Here is a 15,521-nt window from a genome sequence, read left to right on the forward strand (position 1 = left end):
ACCGGGAACGGTTTTACGGCGGGCGTGCTCTCCCCGACGATGACCGACGACGCCCTCCCCCTCGACGCCCTCGAAGCCGCCCTCGCCGACGAGCTCGGCGAGCCCGTGACCGACACCGAGGTGCTCGACGGCTCGCTGAACGTGATGGTCGCCGTCTCCACAGACTCGACGGAGAACGCCTACGTCGTCCGGCAGGCCAGCGAGATGCGGGACAGCGACCTGTTCGTGGACCTCGACCGGGAGTACCGCGTGCTTGAGGCGCTGGCCGATACTGGCGTCCCCGCCCCCGAGCCGGTCGCCTACTTCGAGGACGAGTCCGTCCTCGGCGACCCGTTCGTCGTCACGGAGTTCCTCGACGGCGAGCCGGTGCCGGTCGGGAATCGGCTCCCCGAGCGCTTCCAGACCGAGGCCGGTCGACGGGCCGTCGGCGAGGAACTCGTGGACGCACTCGCCGACGTGCACTCCGTCCCCGCCGAGCGCTTTGAAGGGGTCTGTGAGCGCAACGCGCCGCTGGAGCAGGTCGAGTCGTTCGCGGACCGCCTCGACCGCGCGACAGCGGCCAGCGGCCGCGACGTCCCCGACCTCTGGCGCGTCGTCGACTGGCTCCGCGACCACGCACCCCCGACTCACGAGACCCGGCTCACGCACGGCGACTTCAAGTCCGGGAACGTCTTCTTCGGCGACGGCACGCCGCCCGAGGTCACGGGCGTCTTCGACTGGGAGACGGCGACGCTCGCCGAACCTCGGACGGAACTCGGCTACCTCCTGTTCTACTGGCGCGACGACGGCGACCCGACGCCCGCCCTCCACGGCATCCGCGAGCGATACGGCGACGACCACCCGGAGGCCGTCCGGGAGGTCGAAGCGGCGGCCGAACACGGCTTCTACCGGTACGCCAGCCGGCCCGGGAGCCCGAGCCGCCGCGACCTTGTCGACCGCTACGAAGCCCAGACTGGGCTCTCGTTCGACCACGACCGCTTCTACCGGGCGCACGCGGCGCTCGGCCTCGCGGCCGTCTGGGAGGACATCCACGCCCGGCAGGTCGAAGCGGGCGAGGACTCGGACTGGGAGCCGCTGCTGGACTACACGGCGGCGGTCACGGCCAGCATCGTCGACGGCGAGTTCGAGCTCTGAGACGCCCTACTCGTCGACTAGCTGGATGTCGTCGTCACCATTGGGCACCACGCAGACGAACGCCCCCGTCTCGTCGCCGTCGTTCTCGTACCAGTGGACGGCGCCCGCCGGGATGAGGAGGCTGTCGCCCTCGCTGACCTCGTAGGTGTCGCCCTCGATGCCGACGGTGTAGCTGCCCGCGAGCACGTACTGCTCGTGTTCGACCTCGTTGGTGTGCTCGGGCACGCTCGCGCCCGGGTCGAGTTCGAACCGGCGCATCGCGAAGTGCGGTGCGCCGTCGGACTCGTCCAGCAGGACGCCCTTGCGCATCCCGTCGGCCGCCCCGACGCTCTCGTACTCGGCGTCCTCGCCGCGCTTGACGACGTGTGGTGTGTCGGTCATACCGAACCGTTCGCGGGCCCGGGATTTAGGGCTAGCCGTCCCGGCCCCCCGCCGCTCGACTCAGCCGTCCCGTCCCCGCAGCCCCAGCAGCTCGCGGGCTTCGTCCGGCGTCGCCACGGGCCGCCCGAGTTCGTCGGCGAGCCCGGCGACGCGCTCGACGAGCTGGGCGTTACTCTCGGCGAGCTCCCCGGCCTCGTAGTAGACGTTGTCCTCCAGGCCGACGCGCACGTGGCCGCCGAACAGGACGCCCATCGTCGCGAACGGGAGCTGGTGGCGGCCGAAGCCGAGCATGTTGAACGCCGCGCCCTCGGGCAGGTTCGAGACGAGGTTCAGGAAGTTCCGTGGCCGGGGCCGGGTGAGGGTGCCGGGGCCACAGATGAGCGTCGCGTAGACGGGGTCGGCCAGCTCCCGGCGCTCGAGGAGGCCGTGGACCTCGTTCAGGTGGCCGTCGTTGAACACCTCGAGTTCGGGCTTGATACCGCGCTCGACCATCTCGGCGTGCAGCGAGTCGACGAGGCCGCGGGTGTTCTCGCTTGTGAGGTGGTCGTAGCGGTTCAGCGGCCCCATGTCGAGGCTCGCCATCTCGGGCGCGGGGTCCGTCCTGAGGGGCTGGTGTCGCAGTTCGTCGGGCGCTCCGGTCCCACCCGTCGAGTGCTGGATGACGACGTCGTCGGCGTGGTCGCGGATGGTGTCGTCTATCGCCTGGAAGCGCTCCGTGGCGAACGAGCGCTCGCCGCTGTCCGTCCGGGCGTGGACGTGGACGACCGCCGCGCCCGCTTCCTCGGCGGCTGCCGCCGCGCGACCGATCTCCTCGGGCGTCTCCGGGAGGTTCGGGTTCGCCTCCTTCCCGTGGACGCCGCCGGTCAGCGCCGCCGTGAGAATCACGGGCTCGCCGGCGAGGTAGTCGGTGTAGGTCACGACTGGCCGCCCTCCGGTCCGTCGTCCAGTGTCGTGTCGTCCCTCGACTCGTGGGCGCGGAATATCTCGCAGTCCGTCGCGTGGTCGAGGTTGTAACGGTCGTTGCAGACGTCCGCGCGCATCGCCTGCACGAACTGCTCGGCGGCCGCGCAGTACGCTCTCGGCGTGTCGAAGGACCGCCCGTCGCCGTCTGCGCGGTACTCGAGGTGCGGGCAGGTCATACGCCCCGTTGGCCGGCTGGCGTGTTAACGATTACCTGACGGTCGCGCCCGGTGGTAACCCACTCGTCCCCCGGTGACGGCGCCGTCCGGCTAGACATAGGGGGCTGTGGCAGATAGTGACGGGTATGCCGACTACCCCCGGACTCCACCACGTCACGGCCATCGCGGGCGACCCGCAGGACAACGCCGACTTCTACGTCGGGACGCTGGGCCTGCGGTTCGTCAAGCGGACGGTGAACCACGACGACACGGGCACGTACCACTTCTACTTCGGCGACCACGAGGGGACGCCGGGCACCAACATCACGTTCTTCCCGTGGGGCGAGCGCGGCCGGGACGGCGAGTTCGGCGCGGGCCAGACCAGCCACACCGCCTACCTCGTCGCCCCCGACTCGCTGGACTTCTGGCGGGACCGCCTCCGAGAGGCGGGCGTCGACGTCGAGGAGACCGAGCGTTTCGGCGAGTCCGTCCTCCAGTTCGCGGACCCGGACGGCATCGGTCTCGAACTCGTCGCCAGCGACTCTGCCGCCGACGCCGAGACGGTCGCCTGGGAAGACGGCCCCGTCCCCGCCGAGCACCAGCTCCGGGGGTTCCACAGCGTCACGCTCGCCGTCGCCGAGTTCGGCCCGACGGCGGAGATTCTCACGGACGTCCTCGGCTACGAGCACGTCGGCGACGAGGACGGCCGGCGGCGCTTCCGCGCGCCGGGCGAAGGCCCCCACTCCCGACTCGACCTCGTGGAGACCGACCAGTCCCGGGGTCGGATGGGTATCGGCACCGTCCACCACGTCGCGTTCCAGGCCGAGGACACCGACGAGGAAGAGCAGTACCGGGAAGCCTACCAGTCCCACGGCCTCCAGCCCAGCGGCGTCATCGACCGGAAGTACTTCCAGTCCGTCTACGCCCGAGAGCCCGGCGGCGTGCTGTTCGAGATCGCGACCAACGGCCCCGGGTTCGACGCGGACGAGGCCGTCGAGGACCTCGGGTCGAATCTCGTCCTCCCCGAGTGGCTCGAGGACGAGCGCGAGCGCATCGAAGCCGAACTCCCGGCGTTCGACCCGCCGAGCTACGGGGACGACTGATGGCACCCGACAGCCAGCGAGACCCACGAACCGGGAGCCCGTTCCGCTTCGACTACGAGTCGCCGGTGCTGCGGTTCGGTGCCGGGAGCGCCCGCGACCTCGGCGACGAACTCGCCGCTCGGGGCCTCGATAGCGCGCTCGTCGTCACCGGCTCGACGGTCGGCACCACGCCCGCAGTGATGGACCCGGTTCGGGCGGGGCTGGGCGCCCGGCTGGCGGGCGTCTTCGCCGAGACGACGCCGGACAAGCGCCTCGCCACGGCTTTCGACGCCGCCGACCGTCTCGCCGACGCGGGCGCCGACGCGTTCGTCGTCGTGGGCGGCGGCAGCAGTATCGACGTGGCGAAGGTCGCTAGCGTCCTCGCCGCCGCCGGCGAGCCGAGAGAAGCGGTCTTCCGGGCGTTCGCCGACACGGGGACGATTCCGCTCCCGGACGGCGACCTGCCGCCGGTCGTGGCCGTTCCGACCACGCTCGCCGGCGCCGATGTCTCGCAGGTCGCGGGCATCACCGCCGGTCCCGAATCCGGCTCCGTCGACGAGGAGACCGGGGGCGGTGTCGGCGACCGCCGTCTGATGCCGGCCTCGGTCGTCGCCGACCCCGACCTCGCTGCGACCACCCCGGAGTCCGTGCTCGCCGGCTCCGCGATGAACGGCTTCGACAAGGGCGTCGAGACGCTGTACGCCGCCAGCACCACCCCGGTCACGGACGCCACGGCGAGCCGCGGGCTCGGGCTGCTCGCCGACGGCCTCCGCGACCTCGGCGACACGGGCCCGACGCCCGAGACACTGGAGCCGGTCCTCGAGGGGCTGTTGCTCGTCCAGTACGGCATCTCGCGGCCCGACGGCTCCACGCTCTCGTTGATTCACGCCTTCGGCCACGGCCTCACCCGCACGGGCACCCTCCAGCAGGGCGTCGCGCACGCAATCGTCGCTCCGCACGTCCTCGACTACCTCTTCGACGAGGTCGACGGCCGCCGGGACCTGCTCGCCGACGCGCTCGGCGTCGCGGACGGCGACGACGACGACCCCGCAGCAGCCGTCGTCCGGGAGGTCGAGGCCGTCCGGGACGCGCTGGACCTGCCGAGCCGCCTCCGGGACGTCGACGGCCCCGAGCCCGAGGACTTCCCGGACGTGGCCGAGGCCACCGTCGCCGATTCCTTCGTCGCGAACGCGCCGCCCGACCTCGAGTTCACGGCGGCGGACGCCGAAGCGATCCTCGACGCGGCCTGGTGACTGGGGAACCACGGCGGCTGCGGTGCTCGGCACCTCACCGCCGCCCCCGGACTTAACAGGGGTCGACTGGTAGCTACTCCCATGCGAGGCTTCCGTATCGGGAGCGTGTTCGGGATCCCTATCAAACTCGACGTCACGTTCCTCCTCATCCTCCCCGTGTTCGCCTACCTCATCGGGCTGCAGGTCGACATGTGGATATCGATGCTGAACGGCCCGCCGTTCGACGCCGCACTGAACGCGGAGTCCCTGACCGCCGGCGACGGCCAGTGGCTGCTCGGCTCGGTCGCTGCTATCGGGCTCTTCGTCGGCGTCGTCCTCCACGAACTCGGGCACTCAGTCGTCGCCATGCGGTACGGCTTCACCATCGACTCCATCACGCTGTGGATTCTCGGCGGCATCGCCAGCCTCAGCGACCAGCCCGAGGAGTGGGACCAGGAGTTCTACATCGCGCTCGCCGGCCCCGCCGTCAGCGTCGCGCTCGCCGGCATCTCCTACGTCGCCCTCCAGGTGTTGCCGTCGTCGCTGGACTTCGCGCGGTTCGTGTTCGGCTACCTCGCGCTGATGAACCTCGCGCTCGCCGCGTTCAACCTCCTGCCGGGGTTCCCGATGGACGGCGGGCGCGTCCTGCGCGCGCTGCTCGCCCGCAACCGGCCGTTCGCCCGCGCCACCCAGATCGCCGCCGAGGTCGGCAAGCTGTTCGCGCTCGTCATGGGCATCGTCGGCCTGCTCTCGCTGAACATCATTCTCATCGGCGTCGCCTTCTTCATCTACATCGGTGCCTCCGGGGAAGCCCAGCGCACGGTCATGAACGCCGCCTTCGAGGGCGTCACCGTCGCGGACGTGATGACACCCGCCAGCGAGGTCCACACCGTCAACGCGGGGGACTCCGTCGCCGACCTCATGGACCGCATGTTCGAACAGCGCCACACCGGCTACCCCGTGCTGCGCAACGGCGAGGTCTCCGGGATGGTGACCCTCGACGACGCCCGCTCCGTGCAGGCCGTCGAGCGCGACGCGATGCGCGTCGAGGACGTCATGACCGACGACGTCTACACCGTCCCCGACTACGCCGACGCCACGGACGCACTCGACGCGCTCCAGCGCCACGGCGTCGGTCGGCTGCTCGTCGTCGACGCCGACGGCGAGATGACCGGCCTCATCACCCGCACCGACCTCATGAACGCCTTCGACATCATCCAGTCCACGGGCTACCAGACGCCCCGAGAGAACCTCGACCTCTCCTCCGGTCGCTGAACAGTGGGGCGCCCTCGGTTCTGGGCGAAACCGGGTGTGGGTGGCTGCGTGCCACCCGGGACCTGTACGCGTCGACTCGATTCACAGGCACACCCGACCAGATACGGGGCCGCTCAGCCCTGTCGGTGCTCGAGCTCGTGGCGTGCGCTCTTTCGAACGAACTCCGCCGTCGGCTCGGACTCACCCCGATAGGGAGTCCCGTTCAGGCGGAGCGTACGAGTGTCGTCTTCGAGCGCATCGACGACGTCCTCGGTGGTGTACGTCGACGACTCGGGCGCGCTCGTGCCGGCGAGAAAGTAGACGTCGTCGACGGACTCGGTGTTCACGCGAGCCACACTCCCGAGCGGGTTCGTCTCTGTTGCGGGCAGGCTCCGATGGACGACGTGCTCGTCGCGGGAAACAGACTCGACGTCGGTCGTCGTGGCGAACATGCCGTCAGCCCGCCGGACGAGGGTGGCCACCGGACTGCCGAAGAACTGGTGCGGCGAATCGAGGCCGGCGAGGTCCGCGCTCCACGGAAGCGTGTGGCTGGCTACCAGTGGCGCCACCAGGTGAACGACGCTACTCGGCGAGAGCCGGCCGTCTGCGGTCAGACCGGCGAGTGTCCCGTTCTCACAGAGGCGTCTCTGTGCGGACGGCGAGAGCGAGCACCCGAACATGACGACCGACGGCCACGAGTCGGCTGCGTCCTCGATTTCTGCGTCGGAGACGGCTCCGTCGGCGTCAGTCCCGGGCTCGCAGTAGAGGAAGTCGGGGTCGGCGTCGAGCACGCGACCGAGTGCGTCCGGCGTCGCGTTGTCGGCGACGACTGTGGTCGCGTCGCGGACCTGTGGCTTCCGGGCCGCGTCCAGAGACGATCGAAGCGCGTCCGCTCGGTCGCTGTCCCCGAGCACGAACCCAAGCGTCACGTCTTCGGGGACCGGGAGCTGTCGCTCCCGCTGCGCGACGAACGCTTCGGGGACGAGTCGCGTCCACCCCGGCGGCACCTCGTCGGTGGTCGTCGCGGCTCCGAGCTCCCGAATCGCCGGGTCAGTCACCCAGTCCGGGTCCGCTGACGTGTCACCACTGGCGACGCGAATCGGCGCGAGCTCGTTCGCGAGCGACGACAGCAACGCGGCGTCCTCGACGCGCGGCCGAAGTGTCGCGGTGCAGGGCCACGCGGGCCGCAGACCGTCTACGCTGGCCGGGTCGACTTCGAGGTACTCGAGGAGTTGGACGGCGAGTGGCTCGCCGTGGAGGTTCGGCGGATAGAACGGGAGTTCGGGAGCGACGAGGTCGTACTCCCGGCGGCGAAACGAGTAGTACCCCCCGATTCGGACGAGCGAATCGAAGAACAGTGCCCGGCTCAGTACGGACGCGACGTGTTCACCGGGGGACCGCTCGGGTGTCTCCAGCGGTTCGCTGTACCCGTTGTCCAGGTGGAGCGCTGGGCTGTCACCGATTTCGAGCGTGGCCCCGAAGTAGAACGCGAGCGGTACGACGGGGTAGACGTACTCGTACTCGGCGGGCACCTCGATGGTGACACCCGTGTCGGGCTTCGACAGCTGCGACGGTACGTCGAGTTCGTCGCTCGGGCGAATCGCTGGCGGGTGGCCCCGGAGTGTCGGCCAGGAGCGCTCGCTGGTGAACTCCTTGACCGAGGACCCGAGATAGGAGACGGCCTCCGCCACCGCAGCCGGGTCGTCTGGCACATCGATAGTCGCCTCTGGACGCGTGTGCTTGGACCGCGCACCGATAGTCACAGTCGTCTCGTCGTCGAATTCGACTGTCGCTGCGGCCGTGTCCAACGCACTCGACTCGTACCTCGCGGTGAACGCGGCGTCCCGGACCCGCAGGTACGTTTTCGTGCTCCCGGCGAGCTCGAGGAAGTACGTTCCGCCTTCGAACCGCCTGGGTTCGGAGGTGAGCCCACCCAGATGGTCGCCGTCGCTGTCCCGAACGAGCACCTTCGTGCTCGGGTCGATTCGGACCCGCGTCGTCGTCACCGAGACGGCGGCGTCGACGGGAAAGACGAATAGGTCCGTGATGGCGGGCGTGACGTCCACACCCGCGTCCACGCCGAGCTGGATGTCACTGGACTCGACCCCGTCGGTGACGCGCACCGTCCCCTCGGCTGCGTCCGCGACGAACGACACCAGCCCGCCGTCCGAATTCATGCCTTGAAGTTGTTCTGAGCGCGGTTCACCCTGTCGGAGCCGGACGCCGCTCTCGCGAGACAGCAAGTACTTCTCGGGGAGCGTCCTACGAATCCGTCCACGATGACCGACGGCGACGCGCCCGACGCGACACCACTGTACGAGGAGTGGTCGCTGCACGGCGCCGACCGGTACGCGACCGACGACCTCCGGGCGCTCAGCCGCTACCTCGGCCTCGAAGGTGACGACCTGCGCGCGTGCCTGAATCAGGCCGCTGACGTGGTCGACGTCCCCGCCGAGGACGGCCGGGGGCTGGTCGTGCCGCTGCACGGCGAGGACACGCCGGCGCCGACCAGCGAGTACGTCGTCTGGGACGCCGACGCGGACGCAGTCGGCTACTTCGACGAGACCTTCGGCATCAGCGGCACGAACAGCCGGGCGCCTCTCGACGACGTGGTCGCCACCGAAATCGCCCACCGGGTGCGGTTCTGGCACCCTGACCACGCTCCCGACAGCGACGCGGACGCCGCCGCCGCCGACCCGCTGGGGGGCGCCGACGTGCCAGACGCGATTCGCGCCAGCGACCCGCTCGCCGGCCGCGACCGCCGCGCGTTCTTCGACGCCCTCCGCGAGACTGTCCGGGGCGAGCGGACGGCCGAGCGCGACCAGACCCGCGACGCGCACGCCGACGCCGACCTCGGCCAGCTCGTCGGCGAGCGCGCCGTCGACGGCCCGTTCGTGCTCGTGTCGACGACCGCCCAGTCCGACCGGCCGGCGGACGTGCGCGTCCAGTACGCGCCCGAGGACGGCGGCGCGCCGGCGGACGTCGACCTCGTCGCCGCCTTCGACCTCTACCCGGACAACCGCGTGCTCGTCGACGCGTTCCACGGCGACTTCCCGTTCCCCGCCCGCGTCGCGAGCGTCGACGGCCCCCTCGTGACGCTCCGGCCCGCGTGGGAGCGCGTCGACGACCCCGAGCGCGTCGCCGCGGCGCTCGAGGACGCCGACCCGTTCTGGCTGCGCGGCCTCCTCAATCCCGTCCCGTACGCTCGCCGGCTGGACGCCCTCGACGCGGTCTGGGAGACGCCGGCGAAGCGCCGGCTGCTCACAGGCGAGCGCGACCTGTCGTTCTCGCGGCCGCCGAACCGCCGGCGCGCCGACCTCGCGCTCGACGACCACCAGCAGCGGGCGCTGGCGTGGGCGGTCGCCGCCGACGACGTGGTCTGCATCCACGGCCCGCCGGGAACGGGGAAGACGCGGACGCTGGCCGCCGCCGTCGCCGAGTCTGTCGCGCGCGGCGAGCGCGTGCTCGTGACCGCCCACTCGAATCAGGCCGTCGACAACCTCCTCGTCGGCGACAGCACGCCCGACGAGGTCGACGACGGCTCCCTGCACGGCGTGCTCGGCGACAACCCTGAAGTCGACGTCGCGCGGTACGGCAGCCACTCCCGGAACCGGGTGGTCGACGAGCACTACCGCCAGCGCGGCGTCGACTCGGCCGACGTGGTCGCAGCGACGACGAACGGTGCCGCCGCCTTCGACCAGGACGCCTTCGACGTCGCGGTCGTCGACGAGGCGACGCAGGCGTCCCGCGCCGCCACCGCCATCGCCGTGAACGCCGCCGAGACGCTCGTGCTCGCCGGCGACCACCGCCAGCTCCCGCCCTACGGCGTCCGGGAGGGCGGGGCGGGCGAGATGCGGCCGTCGCTGTTCGAGACGCTGGTCGACCGCTACGGCGACGACGTCGCCGTCCTGCTCGCGCGCCAGTACCGGATGCACGACGCCATCGCCGGCTTCCCGGACGAGGCGTTCTACGGCGGCCGCCTCGAGACCGCCGCGGAGGCGGCCGACCGAACCGTCGATGGCCTCTCCGCCGTCGACCTGTTCGACGTCACGGGGGACGAGCGCCGGGAGGAGCGCGGCGCGAGCGTCCGGAACGCGGCGGAAGCGTCGGTCGTCGCCGACCGCGTCGAGACGCTCCTCGGCGTCGGCGTCGACCCGGGCGACGTGGGCGTCATCGCTGCGTACAGCGGACAGGTCTCCGAGATTCGGGGCGTGCTCGCCGACCGGGGCCTCGACCGGCCCGCGCTCACGGTCGACACCGTCGACTCCTTCCAGGGCGGCGAGCGCGAGGCCGTCGTCGTGTCGTTCGCGCGCAGCAACGACGCAAGCGACGCCGGCTTCCTCGAACACCCCGAGGAGGGGCCGCGCCGGCTGAACGTCGCGCTCACCCGGGCGCGCCGCCACCTCTCGCTGGTCGGCGACTGGACGACGCTCACCGAACCGGCCAGCCACCGCAGCCCCGAGGAGAGCTGTGCGGCCGTCTACGCCGACCTCCACGACTCCCTCGCCGGCCACGCCGACGCCCGGCTGCACAGCCGGTAGGCTGCGGGGGCCGCGTCCGACCGCCTGCCACCCACAGCCAAGACCCCGGGCGTTCTAGGCGAGGGCGTGACTGCCCTGCTCGTCTACGGCGCCTACGGCTACACCGGCGAACTGGTCGCCGGGGAACTCTGCTCGCGCGGCCACGACCCGGTGCTCGCGGGCCGGAACGGCGCGAAGCTCGGCCGCGTCGGCACCCGGCTCGGCTGCGAGACGCGCGCGTTCCCGGTCAAGGACGCCGACGGCCATCTCGACGGCGTCGACGTGGTCCTGAACTGCGCGGGGCCGTTCGTCGAGACGGCCGAACCGCTGGCCGACGCCTGCCTCGGGGCCGGCGTCGACTACCTCGACGTCACCGGCGAGATTCCTGTCTTCGAGTCGCTCGCCCGGCGCGACGACGACGCCAGCGACGCCGGCGCGACGCTGCTCCCGGGCGTCGGCTTCGACGTCGTCCCGACCGACTGCCTCGCCGCCCACCTCGTCGGGCGGCTGCCCGACGCAACCCACCTCGCGCTGGGCTTCGAGCCACACGGCGGCATCTCGCCCGGGACGGCCGCCACCGCCGTCGGCCAGCTCGGCGAGGGTGGCGCCGTCCGCCGCGACGGGCGCCTGCTGTCCGTGCCGCCCGCGCACCGCCAGCGTCGCATCGACTTCGGGAACGGCACCCGGACCGCCGTGACGTTCCCGTGGGGCGACGTCGCCACCGCCTATCGGTCGACCGGCATCCCGAACGTCGAGGTGTACATCCCCGTGCCGTCGGGCGCTCGTCGCGCACTGAAGGCGTCGAAGTACCTCGGGCCCCTCTTCGACGCCGACCCCGTGCAGGACGGCCTCCAGTCGCTCGTCCGGCGGTTCGTCGACGGCCCCGATGCCGACGAGCGCGAGACGGGCCGTGCCTACGTCTGGGGCGAAGTCAGGAACGACGCCACCGGCGAGACGGCGGTTTCCCGACTGGTCACGCCCGAGACGTACGCGTTCACCGTCGACGCCGCCAGCACCGCCGCTGAACGGACACTCGACGGCGACGCGCCCGGCGGCTACCAGACGCCCGCGACCGCCTTCGGCGCCGACTTCGTCACGACCCTCGACGGCGTCACCCGGACGGACGACGACGACGAGGACGACGACGAGAGCTAGAGCGCGTCGACTGCGGCGTCCCCGTTGTCCGACTCCACCAGCACTCCGTGTGTGCCGTCGCCGAGTACGCCCCGTACCTCCTCCTCGTCGCCGTCGCGTTGCTCGTCCGAGAGGTCGAGCCCCTCGATGCTCGCGTTGCCGTTGTCCGTTCGCGCCACCACCTCGGCGTCGGCGTCCGGAGACAGCGACACCGACACGTCGCCGTTGCTCGACGCCACCGTCACGTCACCGGGCAGCGGCGCCGGCACGTCGGCGGCGACCTCACCGTTGTCGGTCTCGGCCGCCGACACCGGCCCGGCCGACCGAACCGTCACGTCGCCGTTCTCCGAACTGGCCGACCCGACGCCCGCCACGTCTCGGACATCGACGTCGCCGTTGCTCGTCTCGAGGTCGCCCGTCGGCGTCCCTGCCGGCACCTGCACGTCGAAGTCCGCGCTCACGCGCCGCGTGCTCCCCTCGAGTGCGATGGAGAGGTCTCCGCTCCCGGGCGACCCGGCGACCTCGACGCCCTCGACCCGGTCCTCGCTCGGCCCGGACAGCCGCGCCGTCACCGACACCCGGTCGCCGTCGTGCGTCGACACGTCCACGTCGCCGTTCTCGCTTTGCACGCTCACCGAGGCGTCCTCGTCCGGCAGGTCGAACTCGACCTCTCGGGTGTCCTCGTACTGGTCGCCGAACAGTCCGGTCGAACAGCCCGTCAGCGCCGCCGCCGACGCAGCCGCGACTCCACTCAGGAGGGCTCGCCGATGCATACTCGGTCCTCTTGCTCGAACTCCCTAATCAGTTGTCGCGTGTCTCGCGCGCTGAAACGGTGACCGGCTACCAGACGAACGACACGCTACGCGGTCGTTCGTCGCTGTGTCGCTCAGAACTGGCGGCCAGAGACACAACGCTACGCGGTCGTTCGTCGCGAAACGGTCCAGGGGCGAGAATCGAACCGGAGCCAGAGGTTCCTGCTCGCTCGCGCTGGTCGCTCGCGGGCTGCCTCTGGCAGGGTTCGATCTCGCCTGCTGGACGTCACTACGTTCGAACGCTCGCGACACAGCAAGCTAGTCGCTCGCGGTTCGAGTGTATCGAGAAGGTCCAGGGGCGAGAATCGAACCCGCGTCTCAGCCTCCACAAGGCTGAAGGATAGTCCACTACCCTACCCCGGACACTGCACTCGGTCGTAGCAGGCTGGAATTCAAATACGTTACGACCTCGGGCAGACGATACGCTTTTCCACGAACCCGGCGTATCGACGGGTGACTGTGGCCGTCACGGACAAAATCTACGTGAAGAACCACCGGCAGATCGCCTCCCAGCTCGACACCCGGTTCCCCAAGTCGGCGTTCAGCGGTGCAACCCTCGACATCCTGTTCACCGGGGACCTCTCCGAGCTGAACGACGCGACCCGGGACTCCGTCCTGGAGTTCGCCGAGGACTTCCTGGACTGCGACTGCGACTCGAACCCCTACTGCGGCCACCCCGAGGAGAAGTTCGTGGAGTACCTGCTGGACCTCCGCGCGCAGGGCCTCGACCCCGAGTCGATGGTGGACGTGATGACCGACGACTACATGGTGTACGCCTACCCCGGCGACCTCTACTCGTTCCTCGACAACGCCATCCGCACGCTGGAGGCCGTCGAGGAGCTCGCCGAGGTAGACGGCCGCCACGAGCAGGCCGACCGCGCCAGCCGGAAGAAGCGCGAGCTCAGTCGCTGACGCCGCTGTCGGCGGCGCGACTGCCGCTGCCGGCGAACCGCTCCACGAACGCGGCCACCTCGTCGACGGCCAGCTTCTCCGTCCCCGACGCCGTCTCCACGTCGACGACGCCGTCCTCGCGGTACGTGTTCCCGACCACGACTTTGGCGGGGATGCCGAGCAGGCCGCTCTCGGCGAAGCGCTCGCCCACGGACAGCCCCGCATCTTCGTCGTACAGCAGGACGTCCTCGCGCCCGCAGTCGTCGTGGATGCGTTCGGCGACGCCTAGCACCTCGCTGTCGTCGCCGACGGGGACGATGGCGGCGCGGTAGGGCGCGACGCTCCCCCAGTCGGTGACGGGCCACGCGAGGTTGTCGGGGCTGCCGTGTTGCTGGCCGAGCGTCTGGAGCAGGCGGTCGACGCCCAGTCCGTAGCTCCCCATCTCGACGGAGCGCTCGTCGCCGTCCGCCGTGTCGACGGTGAAGTCCATCGCCTGGGAGTACCGGGTGCCGAGCTGGAATACGTGCCCGACCTCGATGCCGTCGCTCGCGGCGAGCGACCCGCCGCACTCGGGGCAGGCGTCGTCCGCGTCGTACTCGTCGAAGCCGTCGTGTTCGTCGGTGACACCGAACCGACAGCCCGCACCCGTGCAGTAGACGAGCCGGTCGCTGTCGCCGCCGGCGTCCGCGACGGGCGCGACGAACTCCTCGGAGGTCGCGCCGCCCATCACCCCTGCGTCTGCCTCGACGATTGCGTACTCCAGTCCCACGTCGTCGAGGGCGCGCTCGTAGGCCGCCCGGACCTCCCGGTACGTCTCCCGGAGTCCGGCCTCGTCGGCGTGGACGCTGTAGGCGTCCTTCATCGTGAACTCCTTCGTGCGAACGAGTCCGTTCCGGGCGTGGTCGTCCCGGAATTTCGACTCGACCTGGTAGACCAGCAGGGGGAGGTCGTGGTGGCTCCGCACCGGCCCGTCCAGCAGGTTGACGACGCCCTCCTCGTGGCTGGGCGCGAGACACATCGCCTGCCCGTCGCGGTTCTCCAGCGTGAACATCTCGCCCTCGAAGCCACCCCAGCGGCCGCTCTCCCGCCAGCGGTCTGCGTACTGGAGGCCGGGCAGCCGCACGCGCTGGCCGCCGATGCTGTCCATCGCTGCGACGACCCTGTCGGTGAGCTTCGCCCGGACGCGCTGGCCAGCGGGCGTCACCGCCCACAGCCCGCTGCCGAACCCCCGAATCAGGCCCGCACGGACGAGCAGCTTCGCCGCCTCGGACCCCGCGCCGGGCGTCTCCCGGGTCGCGGGCAGGAACAGGTCGCTACGCCGCACGCCACTCACCCCCGGTCACGGCGCTGGCGTCGCTGGTGGTGGTCGTCGCTTCGAACGCCGTTGCTCGTGTTCGCCGCGAGAAGCAGTAGCTATGCGCCTGCCGGAACGCGTCCACGGGCCCGACTGGACCCCTGGAGTGACTCGACTAGCACGTCCGACGCTTCAGCTCCCCACACAAAAAGGGTTCCCCGGCCGTGGGACGCCCTCCCTACCCGAGCTGGTAGGGTTCGTCCTCGTCGTCTAGCTCCTCGAGGTGGACGACCTCCTCGACGTCGTCCTCGCCGTCCAGCCGGTCCCGGAGGTGGTCGATGTACGCCTTCTGCTCGTCGAGCTGTTCGCGGAGGTGTTCGGCCTCCAGTTCGAGGCGCTCGTGCTCGCGCACGAAGCTCTTCGACACCTCGACGGTCGGCGGGAAGTCGCCGTCGCCGTCGCCGCCGCCGCCGCTTCCGGCGCCCGCGCCGCTCTCGGGCACCACCTCGACCTTGCCGTCGTGGGTGACCAGCGTGTCCACGTAGTCACGAAAGACGGCGGACAGCGAGAGGTCGCGCTCCTCGGCGATGTCCCGCAGCGCGTCGAAGGCGTCCTCGTTCACGCGGAACGAGATGGTCTTGTTCTTGTTCCCCATTTGCGAGGGAGTGT

14 protein-coding genes and 1 tRNA gene are annotated in these 15,521 nt (G+C 70.8%); 7 read left to right on the forward strand and 8 right to left on the reverse strand.

The genetic code is table 11. The features are described 5' to 3' along the window. Nucleotides 1-39: 39 nt before the first annotated feature. Nucleotides 40-1,134, forward strand: coding sequence for a phosphotransferase family protein (locus LT971_RS02100; RefSeq protein WP_237005197.1), 1,095 nt, complete (start codon nt 40-42; stop codon nt 1,132-1,134). 6 nt (nt 1,135-1,140) lie between these two features. Here LT971_RS02100 and LT971_RS02105 read toward each other — a convergent pair whose 3' ends face one another. Genes LT971_RS02105 through LT971_RS02115 form a run of 3 tightly spaced genes read right to left on the reverse strand, consistent with a single transcriptional unit; the run spans nt 1,141 to nt 2,654 of the window. After that, on the reverse strand, nt 1,141-1,515 hold the full coding sequence (locus LT971_RS02105) for a cupin domain-containing protein (protein ID WP_237005198.1): 375 nt from the start codon (nt 1,513-1,515) through the stop codon (nt 1,141-1,143). A 60-nt stretch (nt 1,516-1,575) separates the two neighbouring features. Then, nucleotides 1,576-2,433 carry a beta-keto acid cleavage family enzyme gene (locus LT971_RS02110; RefSeq protein ID WP_237005199.1) on the reverse strand — a complete coding sequence of 286 codons (858 nt, stop codon included), beginning with the start codon at nt 2,431-2,433 and terminating at the stop codon, nt 1,576-1,578. Then, on the reverse strand, nt 2,430-2,654 hold the full coding sequence (locus LT971_RS02115; RefSeq protein ID WP_237005200.1) for a hypothetical protein: 225 nt from the start codon (nt 2,652-2,654) through the stop codon (nt 2,430-2,432). Before LT971_RS02115 ends, LT971_RS02110 begins: the two co-directional genes overlap by 4 nt. A 125-nt stretch (nt 2,655-2,779) precedes the next feature. Here LT971_RS02115 and LT971_RS02120 point away from each other — a divergent pair, with 125 nt between their 5' ends. The 3 genes from LT971_RS02120 to LT971_RS02130 all read left to right on the forward strand — a co-directional run bounded on the left by LT971_RS02120 (nt 2,780) and on the right by LT971_RS02130 (nt 6,222). Next, nucleotides 2,780-3,736, forward strand: a complete 957-nt coding sequence (locus LT971_RS02120; RefSeq protein WP_237005201.1) for a ring-cleaving dioxygenase — start codon at nt 2,780-2,782, stop codon at nt 3,734-3,736. Beyond that, complete coding sequence (locus LT971_RS02125; protein ID WP_237005202.1) at nt 3,736-4,968, forward strand: iron-containing alcohol dehydrogenase family protein; 1,233 nt, start codon at nt 3,736-3,738, stop codon at nt 4,966-4,968. Before LT971_RS02120 ends, LT971_RS02125 begins: the two co-directional genes overlap by 1 nt. Nucleotides 4,969-5,049: 81 nt before the next feature. Continuing rightward, complete coding sequence (locus LT971_RS02130; RefSeq protein ID WP_237005203.1) at nt 5,050-6,222, forward strand: CBS domain-containing protein; 1,173 nt, start codon at nt 5,050-5,052, stop codon at nt 6,220-6,222. 113 nt (nt 6,223-6,335) lie between these two features. Here LT971_RS02130 and LT971_RS02135 read toward each other — a convergent pair whose 3' ends face one another. Then, nucleotides 6,336-8,378, reverse strand: coding sequence for a hypothetical protein (locus tag LT971_RS02135; RefSeq protein ID WP_237005204.1), 2,043 nt, complete (start codon nt 8,376-8,378; stop codon nt 6,336-6,338). Nucleotides 8,379-8,480: 102 nt separating this feature from the next. Between LT971_RS02135 and LT971_RS02140 the strand changes: the two genes are divergently transcribed. Together LT971_RS02140 and LT971_RS02145 are read left to right on the forward strand one after the other, a co-directional pair. Beyond that, nucleotides 8,481-10,742 carry an AAA domain-containing protein gene (locus LT971_RS02140; protein ID WP_237005205.1) on the forward strand — a complete coding sequence of 754 codons (2,262 nt, stop codon included), beginning with the start codon at nt 8,481-8,483 and terminating at the stop codon, nt 10,740-10,742. Between the two features lie 66 nt (nt 10,743-10,808). Further along, the gene (locus tag LT971_RS02145) at nt 10,809-11,876 is read left to right on the forward strand and encodes a saccharopine dehydrogenase family protein (RefSeq protein ID WP_237005206.1); all 1,068 of its coding nucleotides are present in this window, start codon (nt 10,809-10,811) and stop codon (nt 11,874-11,876) included. Here the strand turns inward: LT971_RS02145 and LT971_RS02150 are convergent. Continuing rightward, nucleotides 11,873-12,628: a DUF4097 family beta strand repeat-containing protein gene (locus LT971_RS02150; protein ID WP_237005207.1), complete on the reverse strand. Its 756-nt coding sequence runs from the start codon at nt 12,626-12,628 to the stop codon at nt 11,873-11,875. The genes LT971_RS02145 and LT971_RS02150 overlap by 4 nt on opposite strands. Nucleotides 12,629-12,957: 329 nt before the next feature. After that, nucleotides 12,958-13,030: transfer RNA gene (locus tag LT971_RS02155), tRNA-His, on the reverse strand. A 96-nt stretch (nt 13,031-13,126) separates the two neighbouring features. Between LT971_RS02155 and LT971_RS02160 the strand changes: the two genes are divergently transcribed. Further along, a complete protein-coding gene (locus LT971_RS02160; protein WP_237005208.1) occupies nt 13,127-13,579 on the forward strand; it encodes a DUF5814 domain-containing protein in 453 nt (150 codons plus the stop codon). On the opposite strand, the gene LT971_RS02165 is transcribed toward LT971_RS02160, so the two are convergent. After that, nucleotides 13,569-14,882: an aminoacyl--tRNA ligase-related protein gene (locus LT971_RS02165; protein ID WP_237005209.1), complete on the reverse strand. Its 1,314-nt coding sequence runs from the start codon at nt 14,880-14,882 to the stop codon at nt 13,569-13,571. The genes LT971_RS02160 and LT971_RS02165 overlap by 11 nt on opposite strands. A gap of 208 nt (nt 14,883-15,090) precedes the next feature. Beyond that, nucleotides 15,091-15,507 (reverse strand): DUF8146 domain-containing protein, encoded by a 417-nt coding sequence (locus LT971_RS02170; protein ID WP_237005210.1) that lies wholly within the window; start codon nt 15,505-15,507, stop codon nt 15,091-15,093. Nucleotides 15,508-15,521: the final 14 nt, after the last annotated feature.

Source organism: Halobacterium rubrum (assembly GCF_021729015.1).
Lineage (GTDB): Archaea > Halobacteriota > Halobacteria > Halobacteriales > Halobacteriaceae > Halobacterium > Halobacterium rubrum.

What these genes read in the sequence shown, in the direction of transcription:
- LT971_RS02100 (WP_237005197.1), top strand. Translation starts at nt 40, where the DNA reads ATGACCGACGACGCCCTCCCCCTCGACGCCCTCGAAGCCGCCCTCGCC.
- LT971_RS02105 (WP_237005198.1), bottom strand. Translation starts at nt 1,515, where the DNA reads ATGACCGACACACCACACGTCGTCAAGCGCGGCGAGGACGCCGAGTAC.
- LT971_RS02115 (WP_237005200.1), bottom strand. Translation starts at nt 2,654, where the DNA reads ATGACCTGCCCGCACCTCGAGTACCGCGCAGACGGCGACGGGCGGTCC.
- LT971_RS02120 (WP_237005201.1), top strand. Translation starts at nt 2,780, where the DNA reads ATGCCGACTACCCCCGGACTCCACCACGTCACGGCCATCGCGGGCGAC.
- LT971_RS02125 (WP_237005202.1), top strand. Translation starts at nt 3,736, where the DNA reads ATGGCACCCGACAGCCAGCGAGACCCACGAACCGGGAGCCCGTTCCGC.
- LT971_RS02130 (WP_237005203.1), top strand. Translation starts at nt 5,050, where the DNA reads ATGCGAGGCTTCCGTATCGGGAGCGTGTTCGGGATCCCTATCAAACTC.
- LT971_RS02135 (WP_237005204.1), bottom strand. Translation starts at nt 8,378, where the DNA reads ATGAATTCGGACGGCGGGCTGGTGTCGTTCGTCGCGGACGCAGCCGAG.
- LT971_RS02140 (WP_237005205.1), top strand. Translation starts at nt 8,481, where the DNA reads ATGACCGACGGCGACGCGCCCGACGCGACACCACTGTACGAGGAGTGG.
- LT971_RS02150 (WP_237005207.1), bottom strand. Translation starts at nt 12,628, where the DNA reads ATGCATCGGCGAGCCCTCCTGAGTGGAGTCGCGGCTGCGTCGGCGGCG.
- LT971_RS02170 (WP_237005210.1), bottom strand. Translation starts at nt 15,507, where the DNA reads ATGGGGAACAAGAACAAGACCATCTCGTTCCGCGTGAACGAGGACGCC.